Genomic DNA, 19,676 nt, shown 5'->3' with positions numbered 1-19,676 from the left:
GGAAAAGTTAATATTTTAGCAGAATTTCCATATTTACAATCAATAAATAAATTAGAATTAGAAAAAATTCTACTAACAAATAATACTAATAAAATTTTTACTGCATATTATAATATTTAACAAAAATAGATTTTATATAAATAAAATGTCAGAAATAGATATTAAAAATATTAATACTAATGAGCTTATAAGTATTATAAGTAATTTAGGAATTATTGGAAAAATCCGAGAAAAAGCAAGATTACCTTGTTGGTTTCAAGTAGGTGGCCCAGCAGATCTATTATTTATACCAAATGATGTATCTGATTTAGAGAAATTATTGAAATTTTTAAATGGTAAAATCAAAATTGAAGTAATAGGAGTTGGATCAAATATATTAATTCGTGATGGTGGAATAAGAGGATTAGTTGTAAAGTTAGGAAAGGGATTTAATGATATTAAAAAAATTGATAATGAATATCAAATTATTGATAATGAAATATTCTTTAATAATCAAAAAATATATAAACATAATACTATTAGTCATGATATAAATACTAAAATTGTTTTTTTAAGAGTTGGAGCAAGAACATTAGATATGGATTTAGCAAATTATACTGTTGAATCTGGAATTGAAGGTTTGGAATTTTATGCTGGTATACCAGGTACAATCGGTGGTGCAATTGCTATGAATGCTGGCGCTTATAATTCAGATACATCAAAATCTTTAGTTTCTGTTCTTGGAATCAATAAAAATAATGGAAAATTAAAAAGATTCTTTAATAATGAAATAGGATTTGATTATAGATCAAATAAATTATCCAAAGAATGGATTTTTTTAGAAGCTGATTTTATGGGATTTATTTCTTCAAAAGAAATTGTATTGTCTAGAGTTTTAAATATTCAAAACACAAGAAAGGAAACACAACCTATTACAAGCAAAACTTGTGGATCTACTTTTAGTAATCCAGATAAACATAGTGCATGGAAATTGATTGATATATCAGGTTGTCGTGGTTTAAAAATAGGTGGAGCAGTAATTTCAAGTCTACATTCTAATTTTATTATAAATGAAGATAATGCATCGTCAGAAGATATAGAAAATTTAATATATTTGGTAGAGAAAAAAGTAAAAAATCTTACTAAAATAAAATTAAAGAAAGAAATAATTATATTAGGTGATAAATTATATTAAATTATATTAAAATTTATAAAATATATAATTTATGTTTATAATATATCTATTGTATTATCAAATAAATAATATAAAATATTAATGATCTATTAAATTAGATCGAAAAATAAATACTGGAAAATATAATTAATGCTTAATAAAACTAATAATATTAATATAAAAACTTATTAAACATTTTTTCTTATAAAAAATAAGAATAAAAATTTTAAACATCATATTAATTATTAATATATAAAATATATTAAAATTATTAATTTAATCAATTATTATATCCTTGCCTTTATAATATAAAATTGATATAGCTATATAATGTGTGCTATTACCACAGTTGATTATTTGTCTTTTTGTAGATTAATGGCTATTAATTCATCTTTGTGATATTGCAAACAATTCTGAATAAATACTATAAATCTACATTTACGAATTGCTTCTGATGATAAGATAAATGATCTATATGTTATTATATAAAAAGTTAAGTTATTATCCCTAAAATGGAAAAAAACAGAAAAATAAAAAAAATTGAGGGATTACAAAAAATTACTAAGTGTATATCACAATACCAGGCTATTTTTGTTCTTAAAAATAACAATATTAAGCCAACTGAGATGTGGGATTTAAAATGCAGAATTAGAAATAATAATGCAGGAGAGTGTTTTATTGAAAAGAACACAATAATGAAAATTGGCGTAAAAAATCATGGTATATACGATTATATAGATGGTTTATTAAATGGACCTAATATATTTGTTTTTATCACAGAAAATCAAATAACTGATGTTGCTAAGAGTATTTGTGAATTCTCAAAAGAAACATCAAAGGTTGAGTTATTAGGTGGATGTTTATTTACTGAAAATAAAAAACAATCATTTTCTAAACTTGATATTGAAAAAATATCTAAATTGCCTTCTAAAAATGAAATACGAGCTCAAATCTTAGGTGTAATTCAAGCTCCTCAATTAAAATTAATATCAGTAATGAGGGCTTCTAAGCGTGATATTATTTGTGTAATTAATAATTTCTTAATTAAAAGGAATACCTAATTCAATATAAAAAATTCAATATAAAATTTTTATAAAAATCTATTATTTTATTAACAATTAAAAATTATAAATAAAAAAAATGACAGAAAAATTAAAATCAATTGTAGAAAGTTTATCTGAACTTACTGTTTTAGAAATGTCAGAATTATCTAAATTATTAGAGATCAAGTGGGATGTAAAAGCTACAGCAATGGCAGTAGCTCCTATGCAAACATCTGATAATAGTGCAGCATCCAACGAAGTTGAAGAAAAAACAAGCTTCGATATAAAGGTAATTGGCTTTGATCCAGCAAAAAAATTATCTCTTATTAAAGTTGTAAGAGAAATAAACAAAGATTTGACATTGACATCTGCTAAAGAATTTGTCGAAAAATCAAGCTCTGAACAACCTCAAATGCTAATTTCAACTGATAAAGTAACATCAGAAAAACATAAAAAAGCTATTGAAGAAGCTGGGGGTAAAGTTCTTGTATCTTAAATCAAATCATAGTACATATTTTTTTATTGTATTTATTAGTAATGTTGATAAAAACAGTTGTTACTTTATAGTTGTTGATATTATAAACTAAAATTATACTATAAGATAAAATATTGCGATTAGATTTTTTATAATATGCACTTAGTGTGTATTAAGTGTGTATTGTAAATATTAAAATGCAAATAGTTTTCATATAACGTATAAATAAATTTTAATAAGTGAAATAACTGTTGTTACTGAGTATTTAAGCAGATATTGATCCTGTCCATTGCTAATTGAGTATTCAACACTAGCCATTAATCTTTTTGTTAAATACTATTAATCAATAATTATTTAAATAATATTATTGTTTTTAAAAAAAATGATGAATCAAAATAATACTGTAGAGAAAGATAAAACAACAGATCAAGAAATAGATAATCAAAAAAATTTAAACTCTGATCAAAATATCAATGATCAAAATATAGATGAAAATGTAAAAGATTCTGTTAAGAAAAGAATAATTTTTTATATTGTATCGATGTCAATAGGATTATTACTTATCTATATATATGGAAAAGATACTGATACTTGCAAAAATCAAAAAAACATTCCTGCAGCATTAAATCAAGATCCTGATTTATTAGAAGAGCAAAAAGTTTATTATGAAATGAGGGATATTATTGTTCAATTAGAAACTGATAATACTAAATTTTTAAAAATAACATTGAATGTTAAATTTTATGATAAAAAAGCTTATGAAAAAACGATAAGTATTTTGCCTCAAGTTGAAGATGTTATACAATCATATTTAAGACAAATGCAACCAGATGGTTTGAATTCTAATTTTTCAATGTATAAACTAAGAGGAGATTTATTATTAAGGATGAATACACTTATATATCCTGAAAAAATCGATGCTATATTTATCAAAGATATTTTAATAAGATAATACTTAGATAATACTTTATAAGGAAAAAAATTAATTAAGGAAGTAAATAATTTAAATTTAAAGTATTAATAAAACAATATAAAGTTGATAAAATACTAAAATAATATAATTATGATAATAAATAATTATGAGTTTAAATAATTGTATATATTGATGCAATTATTTTTATTATTAACTAGAAATAAACTTTGATTAAATATTAAAAATGTTAACAGACGATACAAGATCTTCTAAAACTGGAGGTAATACTACAAAAAAGAATTACAATCAACAGAAAAATAGTGGAATTCTAGAAATAATAAATAAACAAAGCGAAGCAACCGTAGATTCTATACCTGGCCTCAGGAATATAATGTATGCATTCTTTGAAAAGATATCAACATATGTTAGAAATTATGCTAAGAATGATATGGATCTTTCTATTTTACTGATGAAAATTGTAAAATGGAGTCATTTTTCTAATAGTGAATATATTAAAAAAGGTGTTGGTGTATCTTTTACTATTCCACAACTACATTCAGAATGTGTACTTATTTATCATAGTGATTTAGTTTATTGCTTATTAGAAAATATGTTTGGAGGAAATCCAGATAAAAATCCATTAGTCATAAAAGAAAGACAATTTAGCAGTATGGAGGCAACTATCATTGAAGATATAAGTGTTAAAATATTCAGTGGATTTATTGAAGCAATGAGTGGATTAATAGATTTATCATTTAAAATAAATAAGGTAGATACAAATTCAGAATATATAATGTATCTAGATGATAATGATAATGTCATACATATGGCTATAAGATTTACTCAAAATAATAAAAATGCAGGAATATTGCATTTTATAATGCCATTTAATGCTATTAATTATATAAGAAATTTACTAGCACAAGTTGATAAATCAAATGAAATTTCGAGTCCATCTGATGAAAAATGGCAAAAATCAATGGAAAATATAATAAATTCTAGTAATGTTATTCTTAGAGCAGAAATGAATAATACATCATTATCATTACATAATATAAGTAAACTAACTGTAGGTGATACTATAATAATTAACAGAGATGCTGAGCAAGATAGTGAGATAAAAATCTCTGGTTATTTAGTCGGATATGGAAAACTAGGAAAAATTAAAAATAATCTTGCGATACAAGTAACTAGTATATTTAATAAAGATTTGAATAAAAATGATGAAAATAACAATAAATATTAATTAATAAGTTTTTATACTAAAAACAATTATATTTATTCTCATAATTTTATTTTAATAATATTTTATATATTTTTTTTATTGATCTTTAAGAATTTAAAAATTTCTTTATAGAATCTTTTATGGATAGTTTTATATTTGTAAAAAGTATTATTATTAATAATAACAAGCATTAAAAATTTTTTAAATTTACAAAAATGTTAGAAATTATCTTAAATATTGTTATTATTGTTATTTTAGGTGTAACTATAGCATTTTGTATTCGTTTAGAGCGACGTATTAATTCTCTAAAAAATAATAAGAATGAAATAACAACAGCGCTTATGAATTTAGATAAAACACTAGGTGCGTCGCAACAAAATATTGATGATCTTAGAGAATTAGGATCCACAACTTTATATAAATTAACACAACAAAATAATTCTGCTAAAGAATTAATACATGATATAAGGTTTATAATAGATAGAGGTAATGTTCTTGCTGATAGACTTGAAGAATTAATATATAATGTTAAAGAAAGTATTAATAAAATTGAAAAAAATCCGCAGAAAAAAACTTCTGTTAAGAAAAATAAAAAAACAAATATATCAGCTTAAAAATAAATATATAATCATATAATATTTGAATAACCAGGTTATATGGGTTTACATAAAATATTTCAATACTTAATTGTTATTTTAAGTGGTTTTTGTATTATGAAAGGTATTGATTTAATTAATAGTAATATGGTCGATAAATTTTTACAATTTAATACTTTAAATATAAAAAATGTAGCTAAAAACGTTGAATCAGCTATGAAAGACAATTCTTCGAAAGTATTATCTAATACAGATTCTAGTACAGATTCTAATACAAATTCAGATAGTATGTACGAATCATCAAAATCAAATGATAATCAAAAGTCACCTATTAAAATTCTCGATGAAAATACAAAATTTAATCAAAATATTAATAATAATACAAAAATTAATACAAAAATAAGTAATGATAATCAGAATAATAATAATAATTCAGAAAATAACTTAAATAACTTAAATAAAAATATATATGACAAATTTCATAATGAAACATATGATGATTACAATGATAATATGAAAAATTATAATTATTGTATATCTGTATTATCAGATATGGAATTTTTACCGAATGAAATAAAATTATTACAAGAATTGAAGAAATATAAAGAAGATAATGATAATCAAAAAAATTGGTTGATAGATAAAGAAAAAGCTTTATTAACAATCCAAAAAGATATTAAAGACAAGATTGATATTTTAGTTAAGCAGCATGATTCATTAGAAAAATATATGCAACAGCATGGTCAAGGAGGATCGAATCGTATATTAAAGTTGGTGAAAGTTTATGAAAATATGGATCCTAAAGAAGCTGCTAATATATTTGAATCACTTAATATAGATGTACTTTTAAAAGTTGCAGAAAACATGAAAGAAAACAAACTAGCAGCAATTATATCTAAAATGAAAATAGATAAAGCTAAGTTACTTACTACATCAATGGTTAATCAAAAATTAAAACAATTTTATATTTCTGAATTAGATGAATAATTGATTTAGTAATAATTGATTTGATGATGAGTAATTGATTTGATATTTATATCATTTAAAACATTTTTGTAATATATTTATACAACTTTTATAAAACTACATGTTAATTAATAAACAATTAAAAAAAAGTATTTTTTTTAAATCTGATGAGAATAATCAAAATATAAATAAAAATATTGATATTATTTCTTCAGAAAATAATAACATTGATAATAATGATCATCAAAAAAAGCATACTGAAAATCAGATAGTAATAAAAAAAGCAGAATATTATAAACCAATTCTTGCTGTTTTAAATAGACACAAACCTAGAAGAATACCTATATGGTTTATGAGACAAGCTGGAAGATATTTACCTGAATACCGTGAATTAAGAAAGGGTTTTAAAAGTTTTATAGATATGTGTCTTAATAAGGATGCATCTGTTACTGCTGCATTGCAACCATTAGAGAGATTTGATCTCGATGGTGGGATTGTTTTTTCTGATATTATGATACTATTGTATGCTTTAGGTATTAAGGTTGATTTTATTGAAGGAGAAGGTCCTATAGTTGGTCAATTGGGAAAAGATTATCAAGTAAATGATTTTAAAAAATATAAATTAAATGATGAAGTAATAGAAAAAGTAGTAATTGCTATAAAATTATTAAGTGCTGTAATAAAATTTACTCATCCTAATGTTACTTTGATTGGATTTGCAGGAGCTCCTTGGACATTATTTTGTTATATGTTAGAAGGTAAAAAAAGTTCAAATTTTTTCAATGCTTTACGTTTTTTATATGAAAATTATGAAGATAGTATTAGTATTTTAAATATTTTATCTGATCATATTGTAAATTATTTATCTTATCAAATAGAAGCTGGAGTTGAGGTAGTAAAAATTTTTGATACTTGGGCAGGTATTGTTCCTTTTAGGTTAAGTCGTGCAGTAATATTTAATCCTATAAAAAATATTGTTTCCAAATTAAAAACACTTCATCCTAATATCCCTATTATAGTATTTCCTAAAGGCATTTCTAATCAATACACAAAGTTTTCTATGTATGAAGTAAGTGCTGTAGCAGTAGATGGTACTGCTGATGTTGAAATCAAAAATATAGCTTTTTATGATAGATGTGCAATTCAAGGAAATATTGATAATATTTTATTAACAGCAAAACATGATAATGAAACAATGATTAAAATTATTGCTCATGCGTATCATTTGCTTAAAAATGTACCTACAGATAGATTAATAGTAAATACATCGCATGGTCTTTTACCACAAACATCAATTGCAAATGTTGAATTTTTAATATCTATTGTTAGATCATACAGATAAATTATTAATTATTAGAGTATTTTATCATAAAATATAAATATAATTAAATAATATTAAAATATTTTTTATAAAATATAACTAAAAATTACATGGATAATAATTTACCTTATAATGCTGAGATTGAAAGAGAACTTTTAGGTGCTATACTAAATAATAATAGTTATTTAGCTAAAATAGATGGATTTATTGAACCTCAGCATTTTTTTTTACCAATTCATCAAAAAATATATGAAATAATAAAATTAGTTATAGACCGTGGTTATTCAGCTACTGCATTAATAATAAAATCATATTTTGATAAAGAAGAAGTCTTTAAAAATATTGAGGGTGGTAGTTATACTTATTTAACAGAGCTTATGGTACAAGCTAATTTGCTTAATGATATTGATTCATTAGCTAAAGTTATTTATGATCATTATTTACGTCGTGAACTTATAGATATTGCAAATAATATAGCTTCTTATGCTAGAAATTGTAACGATGTAGATAATCAAGTTAAAATTTGTATAGAAAATGCTGAACATAGATTATTTAATCTTGCAATTTATGGAAAATCTGATGATAAAGTATTTTCTATAAAACAAGCTGTATCTGAAACAATTACAAAAATACATAATGCACGTACTAATAATAAAGCAATTAGTGGAATTACTAGTGGTTTTACTGATTTTGATTCTATTACTGGCGGTTTTCAACCTTCGGATTTAATTATTATAGCAGCACGTCCATCTATGGGAAAAACATCATTAGCAATTAATATTGGATTAAATTCTGCAATAGATTTTCATAGAAATTATAAAGAAGGTCATATATCAAAAGAGCAATCTGTTGCAATATTTTCTCTTGAAATGTCGGCAGAACAAATCGCTAATCGTATTTTAGCAATAAGAACAAAAATAGATAGTAGTTGTTTACGTATGGGATATATACAAAAAGATGATTTTGAAGTTATATCTCGGGAAATTGGGAATATAAGTCAACTTCCTATTTACATTGATGATACTCCAGCTATAAGTATTTTTGAATTGAGAGCAAGAGCTAGGCGTCTTAAACGTCAAAAAAATATCAGTCTTTTAATTGTAGACTATTTACAACTTCTTAGAGGATCATTATCTCTTAATTACAATAATCGTGTTCAAGAAATTGGAGAGATATCTCAAGGTTTAAAAGCGATAGCTAAAGAGCTACAAATTCCTGTAATAGCTTTATCTCAACTTTCTAGAGCAGTTGAAAGCAGAGATGATAAAAGACCTTTACTTTCTGATCTTCGTGAAAGTGGAAATATAGAGCAAGATGCTGATTTAGTATCCTTTATTTATCGAGAAGAATATTATTTAGGTAGAAAAATGAATAGTGAAAAAGAAAAAAACACAGAATTGCAAGAAAAAATGATGAAAATAAAAAATACTGCAGAAGTAATCATTGCAAAACATAGAAATGGTCCTATTGGGACTGTTAACCTACATTTTGATATTAAAACTACAGGGTTTGACAATTTAGCATCTAATAATCAATAAAATAATTAATAATAAATACTAACAAAATGATTATAATTTTTTGATGAATGTGTTATTTATTTATATAAGTTTTTTTTTATGAATGTGTTATTAATATAATATTAAATTTATATAATATTAACCTATATTTTGATATTAAAACTACAGGGTTTGACAATTTAGCATCTAATAATCAATAAAATAATTAATAATAAATACTAACAAAATGATTAATAACAAATAATTAATAAAAACAAACTTAAATTTAAATTCTAACTTAATATAAAAAAAATTTTATGCATATGTATTACAATCACATATTAATATGTGTTTGTATTATTATAATGATTATACATTATGTAATTTACTGCTCTTATGTGGGATAATATTACATAACTAATAATAAAACAATTAATTATATAAAAAAATTAATCAAATTGGTAAGAAACAATTAACTTACCAGTTTTTCATTAATCTTATATCTCCTTCATATAAATGTCTGATATCTGTTATATTTTTCTTTAACATTGCCATTCTCTCTATTCCAAAACCTAAGGCAAATCCGCTCCATTCTTGAGGATTTATGTTCATATTTTGAAGAACTTTTTGATGAATTATACCAGCTCCACCTAATTCTAACCATTTATTTACATCATTTTTATTGGATGCTAATATGATGTTATTTTCGTCATCTTTTATACATCCAATATCTATTTCAATTGAAGGTTCTGTAAATGGAAAGTAACTGGTTCTGAATCTGAATATGATATCATTAATATCTTTTTCAAAAACTGAACTAATGATATGAGTACAGCAATATTTTAAATTAGCAATACTAATATCTTTATCTATATGCATCATTTCTATTTGATGAAACATTGGAGAATGAGTTTGATCGACTTCATCAGCACGATATACCCTACCAACAGATGCTATTTTTATTGGTGGTGGTACTAAGCTACCGTATTCAACTTGAACAGCTGATGTATGTGTTCTAAGTAAAGCATTAGGTATATTTTTTATATATAATGTGTCTTGCATTTGTCTTGCAGGATGGTTTTGAGGAATATTTAATGCTTCAAAATTAAAAAATTCTGAAACTATTTCATTTCCATCAACAAAATTAAATCCCAAATCTATAGCAGTTATTTTTAATATATTTATTATTTCAATAATTGGGTGTTTTGTAACATGATTTGATATTCTTCTTCCTGGTAAAGTTATATCTATTTTTTCATTTTTTAATCTTATTTCTTCTTCTTCTGCAGAAATTATTAAGAATTTTCTCTTTAAATTTGCCTCTATCTCATTTTTTAATATATTAATTAATTGACCAGTTGAACGTTTTTCCTCATGTGTCATATTACGCATTTGTTCTATAATTTGACTAATATATCCTTTTTTTCCCAAAAAAAGAACACGTATTTCTTCTAATTCTGCTGATTTTTTTACATCTGATATAGAAAATTCTACATTTTTATGAATTTCTTTTATTTTATCTAATAAAATATTATTATTTGTATTAATCATAAATTTATTTGTATTTTTATTATTTATTTATATTTTTTTGCTTTAAAAATATTTTTTTATTATATTAGTATTATATTAGTATTTATAGATTTGTAATTTATTATTACTCATAATAATATATATTTATAGATTTTTTGATAAGTTATTTATTTTTATTACTATAATTTTTATAAATTTCTTTTTTTATGAAAAATATTTTAATCCCATAGCTTCAATAACTTCATTAAGTGTTTGACGTGCTTTAAGCCTCGCTTTTTGGGTTCCATAAAATAAAATTTCTTTTATTTCTTGATTATTTATATTATTTCTTTTTTCACGAATTGGCCCTAAAATTGACTCTAAAGTTTTATATAAAATACTTTTTATAGTTGTATCACCTAAACCACCACGTTGGTAATGTTTTTTTAGTTCCTGGATTTCTTCTTGATTTTGATGAAAAGCATCCAAATATGTAAATACAACATTTCCTTCTATTTTTCCAGAATCGCCGATTTTTAGGTGATCTGGATCTGTATACATTGAATATACTTTTTTGTAAACTATTTCTGAATTATCATTTAAAAATATAGCATTATTCAAGGATTTACTAGCTTTAGCTTTCCCATTTATTCCTATAAGTCTAGGTGTTTTACTAATATATGGAGTACATTCAACAAGACAATTTGTATTATAAATTCTATTAAATTTTCTTATTATTTCATTTGTTTGTTCAATTATTGGTAATTGATCTTCTCCTACAGGAATAATTTCTCCCTTAAAAGCCGTAATATCAGCAGCTTGACTTATAGGATAACAAAAAAATCCTGCTGGCACTGATTCATTAAATTTTTTTTGTATAATTTCATTTTTCACAGTTGGATTACGTTCAAGTCTTCCTATCGTAACAAGATTCATATAATACATACATAGTTCAGATATTTCACTAACTTGTGATTGAATAAATATTGTCGATAATTCAGGATTAATTCCAATACTGATATAATCTTTAGCTACTTCATAAACATTATCAACAATTTTTTGTGGTGTAGTAAAATTATCAGTTAAAGCCTGAGTATCTGCAATCATGATATAAATTATATTCGGTTCTGAGATACTATCTTGTAGTTTTAAACGATTAGTTAATGATCCAATATAATGTCCTAAATGAAGGGGTCCTGTTGGGCGATCACCAGTTAGAACTATTTTTGAACTATTTTTTAAATTTAATTCACAATTAAAGTAATTATTTTGCATTTTGAAAAAATATTAAAATATAAAATTAAAAATAAATTTTACAGATAAAAGTATGATAAAAAATATAGATTTAATTAACCAAGAATTTATTGATAAAAAAGAAAATCTCTTTGATAATATAGATAATAATACATATCATGATATATACAAATATAATAATGAAAATGATTTGAATTATGAGGTATATGATACATATAAAATGTCTGATTCTTTTCAAAAAGAGTTTGATAATCAAAAATCACAGGAGTTAAGTGATAATCTTACAAGTCTAGTCAGATGTTGGCATATAAAAAGGAATGATGGTATAATAATAGGATTTACAGAATATGATTGTGATATAAAAATAGATGGTATAAAATATATAGCACGTAGTGGTAATAGTGCGAGTGCTTTTCTAAGTTCAATGGGATGTAAAACTGATAATATGGATATAACATGCGCTCTAAACAATGATTTAATTACAAGTGACGATATAATTGCAGGTAAATATGATTTTGCAGAAATAATATCATTTATCTTAGATTTAAAAAAATATTATAAATTTATTAATATAAATCAAAATTTTACAAAAAATAAAAGTAATATAAAAAAAAATAATACTAATTCAAATAATACTAATTCTTTTAAATTTTGTATAAAAAAAGGAATAATAGGAAAAATTGAAATACATGGACAGCAATTTATTGCTGAGGTAAAAGGGTTAACTCAAAATTTTTTATCTGATATCGGTGAAGTATATTCACCATTATGTCGTGTAAAATTCTGCGATAAAAAGTGCTCATTAAAAATAGAAAAATATTTAATATCAGATATGATTATTTCAGGTTTAGAAAGTTATTCTATCTTTAAAAGTCAGTCTTTACACGATTATTTTACAAATTTTAGTAATTTAAATACAAATAATTTTTTTAATTTAAATAATGATTCAAAAAATAAAAATTTATTAAAAATTATATCAAATGGATATATAAAATTTAAATCAGGGAAAAATATTAATATAGAATTTGAAATAAAATCTGTATCTTATAAAGGAGAAATTATGCTTCATTTAGCACCATTTCATCAAGTAAATCTAGGAGATTTATTTGATATATATTGTGGTTGTGATAAAAGTTTCTCTACTTGTAGTAAAGTATTTAATAATGCTTTAAATTTTCGTGGAGAACCACATATACCATCTCCTAATGATATTATATCATCATTTTAAAATAAAATTTATAATATTATTATTACATAAATAATAAAAAATTAAGTAATTTATTAAATTAAATTGTACATTAAATTGTACTAATACAATATAAAAAATATATAAAAAACTAAAAGAAATTTATAAAAAAATTTATAAAAGTATATTATAATTTTCCAACAACTAATGTAAAATTTTATTTACACTCTTGACTATGAAATTCATATAACATATAATAAATGTGCTGTTTTTATAATTAGATTTCAATCATTTTTTGAAAATTATAATTAATAATTATCATTGTATATAAATAAAACTAAATACTAAAACTAAAATAGTTTTTTAGTTCAATTTATTATTATTTAAATAATAATATTTACTTTATTTTTTAATAAAAAACATATTACAATAAATAATTTACTAACGATAATTCTTTATTATATTGTATCAAATATAAGTAACATTATAAAATAAAATAAATTATAAAATATAATATAAAATATAAAAATTTATAAAAAATAAAAATGACAAAAAAAGCAAAAAAAATAAAAAAAGGTATGTCATCTGCTGAGCGTGCTCATAAAAAATCATTAATAAATGCAGAACGTAATAAAAGTATTAAATCTCGTTTCTCAACTTTTATAAAAAAAGCTATAGAATCAATATCTGGTGGCAATGCATCGGTTGCATTAGAGCATGTTAGAAAAGCAGAATCGGAAATTAGAAAAGCAGTAACTAAAGGTGTTTTACATAAAAACACTGCATCACGTAAAGTTAGTAGAATCGTAAGAATGTATAAAAAATTAGAGAACGTAGCGTAATTTACACTATATTTACATTTAATATATTTTCTTACTATTTAAGTTTTTGAGTAATATTTCTATACTTTCTGGTATAAATATTATAGTTTTTATAAATTTTAATAGAAAATAATTATTTTTATATTTTAAATATTATATTTATATTATATTTTTACACTATTTTTATTTAATATATTTTCTTATTATTTAAGTTTTTGAGTAATATTTCTATACTTTCTGATATAAATATTATAGTTTTTATAAATTTTAATAGAAAATAATTATTTTTATATTTTATATATTATTATATTATATTTTTACACTATTTTTATTTAATGTATTTTCTTACTATTTAAGTTTTTGAGTAATATTTTTATACTTTCTGATATAAATATTATAGTTTTTATAAATTTTAATAGAAAATAATTATTTTTATATTTTATATATTATATTTATATTATATTTTTACACTATATTTATTTAATGTATTTTCTTACTATTTAAGTTTTTGAGTAATATTTTTATACTTTCTGGTATAAATATTATAGTTTTTATAAATTTTAATAGAAAATAATTATTTTTATATTTTATATATTATATTTATATTATATTTTTACACTATATTTACATTTAATATATTTTCTTACTATTTAAGTTTTTGAGTAATATTTTTATACTTTCTGGTATAAATATTATAGTTTTTATAGTTTTTTTATATTTCTTCGATAATTAAAATTTTCTGTAATTTTAATCCTGTAAAGGAATTGTTTTTTCAAAATCATTAATTATTTTCTTCTTTGAAAGAAAATTTTCTTTTGCTCTTTTTATCATTATTTCTATAAGATTTTCCTGAGTAATACCATCAAATTCCAGTAATTTAGGATACATACTTATTTCTGTAAATCCAGGTATAGAATTCAATTCATTAACCACTAATTCTCCATCAAGAGTTAGAAATATATCGACTCTTGCCATACTTTTTATTCCTAATATATTAACAATTTTTAATGCTAAACTCTTTATCCTTTCACTTATATTCTTATTAATTTGTGCAGGAATTTTTAATGATACACGACTATCATCTAAATATTTAGCAACATATGAATACATATTACCCTTGATAATATTTATTTCTCCAATACTACTTATAATTTTATTTTTATCATTTTTAATTAAAATTGAGCATTCAAGTTCTTTTTCTACTTTTATAAATGGTTCAACAATAACTGTATTTCCATATAAAAATGCTGTATCACATATTTCATGAAAATTTTCTTCTGATGATACATGAAAAACACCAATAGATGAACCTTGATCAGCTGTTTTAACAATTAATTCATTTACTTCAATCATATTTGATTTAGAATAAATATTCATTTTAGATAGATTTTTACATATTTCTTGAAAATTAAATTTTTTATAATCATTATTACGCAAAACTATAAAAGGAAGACACGGAATATCATATTTTTGTAAAAAAACTTTAAAAAAATATTTATTCATAATTATTGAAGATATTAATATATCTTCCCCAATATAAGGGATGTCTGCTATTTCAAGAGCACCTTGTACTGCTCCACTTTCTCCATATGGACCATGAAGTACAGGAAATACAACATCAATTTTTGCTATTATATTAAAATATATTGATTTATTTTTTTTTTCACAATTATTTATATCATTGAATTTTGTACTATTTTGATTTTCTCTTGATAAAATAAATTGATTCCACAAAATACATTCTGATCCTATTTCAGTAGAAAGATCATCATCTAAAGAATTTAACTCAAATAAAGATTTATTATCATTTAACAAATACCATTTTTTATTCTTACTTATTATAATAACAAATACTTTTTTCACAATATTGCAATTAATAGATGCTGTAAGAACATTGCGACCAGATAATATAGAAATTTCATGTTCAGCTGTTGGTCCACCAACTAAAATTAATATATTATTATTGTGCATATAATTTTTATAAGTTAATTTTTCATGTATATTTATTAAATCTAATTTGATTAATAAAAGTATTATTATATTGTTGAGAGTAAATAATGAATATTCACGAATATCAAGCAAAAAATTTAATAAAATCTTATGGTATTAATATTCCAAATGGTAAATTAGCTACTTCTGTTTATGAAGCTTTAATAGTTGGAAAGCAACTATTAAATTCTGCAGAATCTGTTGTTATAAAGGCTCAAGTACATGCAGGAGGTCGTAGTAAAGCTGGGGGTATAAAAACTGCATCTTCAGTATCAGAAGTTGCTGAAATAGCTGCTAGTATGTTAAATAAAAGACTTATAACATCTCAAACTAATAATTTTGGAAAAATTGTAAAAAAAATATATATCGAAGAAAAAGTTAATTTTACTGATGAAATATATATATCTTTTATTATAAATCATAAAGATTATTGTATTAGTCTTGCAGTTTCAGAAGAAGGTGGAATTAATATTGATAATATTATTTCTGATGAAAAAATTCATATTATTAACTTAGATCCATTAATAGGCTTTAAAAATTTTCATTTTAGAAGGCTTTTTAAAAAAAAAAGTAATTACTATAATCTTGAAAATTTAATAAGAAACTTTTATCAAATTTTTGTAGAAAAAAATTTAATGCAGCTTGAAATAAATCCTTTAGTTGTAACAAATGATAATCAATATTTACCACTTGATGCTAAAGTTATCATTGATGATAATGCTATTTATAAACACCATATTTCGTATTTAAATGATGAAGATAATATTTTTGAAAGTAAAGCTAAAATTCATAATCTATGTTACATAAGAATGAATGGGAATATAGGATGTATAGTAAATGGTGCAGGACTTGCTATGGCAACTATGGATATAATTCATTTATATGGAGGTAAAGCTGCTAATTTTTTAGATGTTGGCGGTGGTGCTGCTATAGATAAAATAATTGAAGGATTTAATATACTTATTTCAGATAAACAAATTCAAGTCATATTTGTAAATATATTTGGTGGTATAATGCGTTGTGATCTATTTGCAGAAGGGATTATTTTAGCAATAAAGAAGCATTATTTAAATTTATTAAATATTCCAATTATAGTCAGATTTAATGGATTTAATGCAGAGATTGGAAAAAAAATTTTAAATGATTTTAATGAAGAATCGCCTTCAAGTATAATACATATTATAGATGATTTTGATGAAGCAACAATTTTTGCTATTAATAAATGTATATAAATAAATGATATATAATCAGTCAAAAATAGAATATTAGTTAATAATATATAATAAATAAAGAAAAACAATCTTTATAGAAAATAAAATGATTTATATTTGAATATATATATAAATTAACAGAAAAATTAAATATAATGATATAATTAATACATTGTCGAACAATTTATTATGAGATAGATTTACCTTTAATATTTATTATTAATATTATAAAACCATATTTATTAATATTTCTTTTATTAATATTTCTTTTAAAGATTAAAACTTTATTCTACTTTTACAAGTTACTTTTTTAAAAAGATAAAATCTATAAATTAACAATAAAGTATATTTTATATGATAATTACTAAAATTTTCCTATCATGAATAATATGAATAATAAAAATTTAAAAGATTTTTTTATATTTTATGCAAATAAACTGAAAAGTTTAAATCAGTATCAGCAAGTTTTTTTTGCAACAGCGATTCTAGCTATTATAAGTGTAATGCTATTTCCTGTTCCACCATTTATTATGGATATTCTATTATGTTTTTCGATATCTATATCAGTATTAATAATGATGACAGTATTGTTCATTGATAAACCACTAGATTTTAGTTCTTTTCCTAGCTTATTACTTATTGTAACCATGCTAAGGTTGGCTTTAAATGTTTCAACCACCAGATTAATACTATCTAATGGTCATACAGGCCCAGGAGCAGCAGGGCATATTGTAAAAGCATTTGGTTATTTTGTAATGCAAGGTTCATTTATTATAGGTTCAATAATATTTATTATATTAACGATTATAAATTTTGTTGTAATAACAAAAGGTTCAGGGAGAATAGCTGAAGTTGCTGCAAGATTTAGTTTAGATGCGATGCCAGGAAAACAAATGGCTATCGACGCAGATTTATCATCTGGAGCTATAATAGAAGAAGAAGCTAGAAAAAGACGTAAAAAATTAGAAGATGAAAGTTCTTTTTATGGAAGTATGGATGGAGCTAATAAATTTGTTAGAGGAGATGCAATAGCAGGTTTATTGATAACATTTGTTAATTTTTTAGGTGGAATGATGATTGGAGTTGGACAAAAAGATATGACATTCTCAGGAGCTCTACAATCATATACTGTGCTTACTATAGGAGATGGATTAGTAAGCCAAATACCTGCACTTATTATTTCTGTTGCTGCAGGGTTGTTAGCTACAAAATCTGGATCTGATGAACCAATTGATCGTGTTATTATTCAACAATTAGTACGATATCCAAATGCTATTGCTGTGAGTTCTGGTTTACTAATGATATTTGGATTATTAGTTCCTGGAGTACCATTTATTCCTTTTGCTATAATTTCAAGTATTGGTGGTATTATATATTTTGTTCTATTCAAGAAAAAAGATAATATTTCATCGTCTTTAGAAAATGAAAATACTAAAAAATCTGATGATAATGGAGAAAAATCTGATAATCAACAATTAATACGCTCTTTGCAAGTAGATCCTATTAGAATAGAACTAGGCTACTCACTTCTAATGTTAGCAAATTCTAAATTACAAGATGATGTTAATTTTACTGACCAAATTAAAAAGTTAAGAAATCGGCTAGCTAAAGAATTAGGCTTTATTCTACCATCTGTTAGAATTACAGATAATGTTGATATTGAACCAAAGCAATATGTAATTAAGATAAAAGATGTCGCATGCGGAACTTTTCATATTGAACCAAATCATTTAATGCTTATTAATACTAAAAGAATTCCAAATATTACTATTCCAGGAATTGATACATATGAACCTGCTTTTGGTATTCCAGCACGTTGGATAAGTATTGACTTCGAAGAAGAAGCTATATTTAATAATTATACTGTTGTTGATCCTGTTACTCTTCTCATAACTCACCTTGCTGAAGTTGTAAAAGAAAATATATCAGAATTATTATCTTATAGTGATGTTCAAAATCTTATTAATGGATTATCTGATGATGTCAGAAAATTAGCAGATAGCTTTATTCCCACTCAAATTAGTATGATAATGATGCAACGCATATTGCAAAATCTTTTAAACGAAGGGATTGCAATACGTGATATTGGCACCATTCTTGAAGCAATATCTGAAATTGCTCATAAAAACCCTGGTATTAGCAGATTGGTAGAGCATGTAAGATATAGAATGTCAAGACATCTATGTAAGGCTTATGCAAATAATGATGGATATATCCTAGTTTTAGCAATATCTGCACAATGGGAGCAAATATTTATGGATAATATTATAGGTGATGGTGATGATAAATCTCTAGCAATGCCACCTAGTCGTTTAAATGATTTTATTCTCACAGTTAATCGTGAATTTGAGAATCAAGCTCGTAATGGTATAATTCCTGTTCTTCTAACATCTCCTCATTTAAGACCTTTTATAAGAAATATTATAGAAAGATTTCGCCCCAGTATAGTTGTTATGTCTCAAAGTGAAATTCATCCAAAAGCAAAAATTAAAACAGTAGGACGTATTTAAAAATAATT

General features: G+C 23.0%; 16 protein-coding genes. 13 read left to right on the top strand and 3 right to left on the bottom strand.

The window, feature by feature from the left end:
• Positions 1-145 precede the first annotated feature (145 nt).
• The 9 genes from murB to Lyticum_RS00445 all read left to right on the top strand — a co-directional run bounded on the left by murB (position 146) and on the right by Lyticum_RS00445 (position 9,230).
• The gene (murB, locus tag Lyticum_RS00485) at positions 146-1,174 is read left to right on the top strand and encodes a UDP-N-acetylmuramate dehydrogenase (protein ID WP_322498376.1); all 1,029 of its coding nucleotides are present in this window, start codon (positions 146-148) and stop codon (positions 1,172-1,174) included.
• A gap of 491 nt (positions 1,175-1,665) precedes the next feature.
• Positions 1,666-2,214 (top strand): 50S ribosomal protein L10, encoded by a 549-nt coding sequence (gene rplJ, locus Lyticum_RS00480; protein WP_322498375.1) that lies wholly within the window; start codon positions 1,666-1,668, stop codon positions 2,212-2,214.
• 79 nt (positions 2,215-2,293) lie between these two features.
• Positions 2,294-2,692, top strand: coding sequence for a ribosomal protein bL12 (locus tag Lyticum_RS00475; protein WP_322498374.1), 399 nt, complete (start codon positions 2,294-2,296; stop codon positions 2,690-2,692).
• A 361-nt stretch (positions 2,693-3,053) separates the two neighbouring features.
• The gene (locus Lyticum_RS00470) at positions 3,054-3,623 is read left to right on the top strand and encodes a flagellar basal body-associated FliL family protein (RefSeq protein WP_322498373.1); all 570 of its coding nucleotides are present in this window, start codon (positions 3,054-3,056) and stop codon (positions 3,621-3,623) included.
• Positions 3,624-3,828: 205 nt separating this feature from the next.
• A complete protein-coding gene (locus tag Lyticum_RS00465; protein ID WP_322498372.1) occupies positions 3,829-4,830 on the top strand; it encodes a FliM/FliN family flagellar motor switch protein in 1,002 nt (333 codons plus the stop codon).
• 194 nt (positions 4,831-5,024) lie between these two features.
• Complete coding sequence (locus Lyticum_RS00460) at positions 5,025-5,423, top strand: DUF6468 domain-containing protein (protein WP_322498371.1); 399 nt, start codon at positions 5,025-5,027, stop codon at positions 5,421-5,423.
• A 42-nt stretch (positions 5,424-5,465) separates the two neighbouring features.
• Positions 5,466-6,392, top strand: coding sequence for a MotE family protein (locus Lyticum_RS00455; protein WP_322498370.1), 927 nt, complete (start codon positions 5,466-5,468; stop codon positions 6,390-6,392).
• A 100-nt stretch (positions 6,393-6,492) separates the two neighbouring features.
• Positions 6,493-7,713, top strand: coding sequence for a uroporphyrinogen decarboxylase family protein (locus Lyticum_RS00450; protein WP_322498369.1), 1,221 nt, complete (start codon positions 6,493-6,495; stop codon positions 7,711-7,713).
• Positions 7,714-7,802: 89 nt separating this feature from the next.
• Positions 7,803-9,230: a replicative DNA helicase gene (locus Lyticum_RS00445; RefSeq protein WP_322498368.1), complete on the top strand. Its 1,428-nt coding sequence runs from the start codon at positions 7,803-7,805 to the stop codon at positions 9,228-9,230.
• Positions 9,231-9,665: 435 nt separating this feature from the next.
• Here Lyticum_RS00445 and pheS read toward each other — a convergent pair whose 3' ends face one another.
• Positions 9,666-10,739: a phenylalanine--tRNA ligase subunit alpha gene (pheS, locus tag Lyticum_RS00440; protein ID WP_322498367.1), complete on the bottom strand. Its 1,074-nt coding sequence runs from the start codon at positions 10,737-10,739 to the stop codon at positions 9,666-9,668.
• Between the two features lie 183 nt (positions 10,740-10,922).
• Complete coding sequence (gene trpS, locus Lyticum_RS00435) at positions 10,923-11,972, bottom strand: tryptophan--tRNA ligase (protein WP_322498366.1); 1,050 nt, start codon at positions 11,970-11,972, stop codon at positions 10,923-10,925.
• 52 nt (positions 11,973-12,024) lie between these two features.
• Between trpS and Lyticum_RS00430 the strand changes: the two genes are divergently transcribed.
• A complete protein-coding gene (locus tag Lyticum_RS00430; RefSeq protein WP_322498365.1) occupies positions 12,025-13,179 on the top strand; it encodes a DUF2163 domain-containing protein in 1,155 nt (384 codons plus the stop codon).
• A gap of 503 nt (positions 13,180-13,682) precedes the next feature.
• Positions 13,683-13,979, top strand: a complete 297-nt coding sequence (rpsT, locus tag Lyticum_RS00425) for a 30S ribosomal protein S20 (protein WP_322498364.1) — start codon at positions 13,683-13,685, stop codon at positions 13,977-13,979.
• 726 nt (positions 13,980-14,705) lie between these two features.
• Here rpsT and Lyticum_RS00420 read toward each other — a convergent pair.
• Positions 14,706-15,929 (bottom strand): D-alanine--D-alanine ligase, encoded by a 1,224-nt coding sequence (locus Lyticum_RS00420; RefSeq protein ID WP_322498363.1) that lies wholly within the window; start codon positions 15,927-15,929, stop codon positions 14,706-14,708.
• Positions 15,930-16,015: 86 nt separating this feature from the next.
• Here Lyticum_RS00420 and sucC point away from each other — a divergent pair, with 86 nt between their 5' ends.
• Entirely contained in the window at positions 16,016-17,179 is a 1,164-nt protein-coding gene (gene sucC / locus Lyticum_RS00415; protein WP_322498362.1) for an ADP-forming succinate--CoA ligase subunit beta, read from the top strand.
• 368 nt (positions 17,180-17,547) lie between these two features.
• On the top strand, positions 17,548-19,668 hold the full coding sequence (gene flhA, locus Lyticum_RS00410; protein WP_322498361.1) for a flagellar biosynthesis protein FlhA: 2,121 nt from the start codon (positions 17,548-17,550) through the stop codon (positions 19,666-19,668).
• Positions 19,669-19,676 lie beyond the last annotated feature (8 nt).

Origin of the sequence: Lyticum sinuosum (assembly GCF_034471385.1) — a bacterium.
In the GTDB taxonomy this organism is placed as follows: domain Bacteria; phylum Pseudomonadota; class Alphaproteobacteria; order Rickettsiales; family Midichloriaceae; genus Lyticum; species Lyticum sinuosum.
Note: the sequence above shows the minus strand (reverse complement) of the source record. Positions and strands in the feature narration are given on the sequence as shown.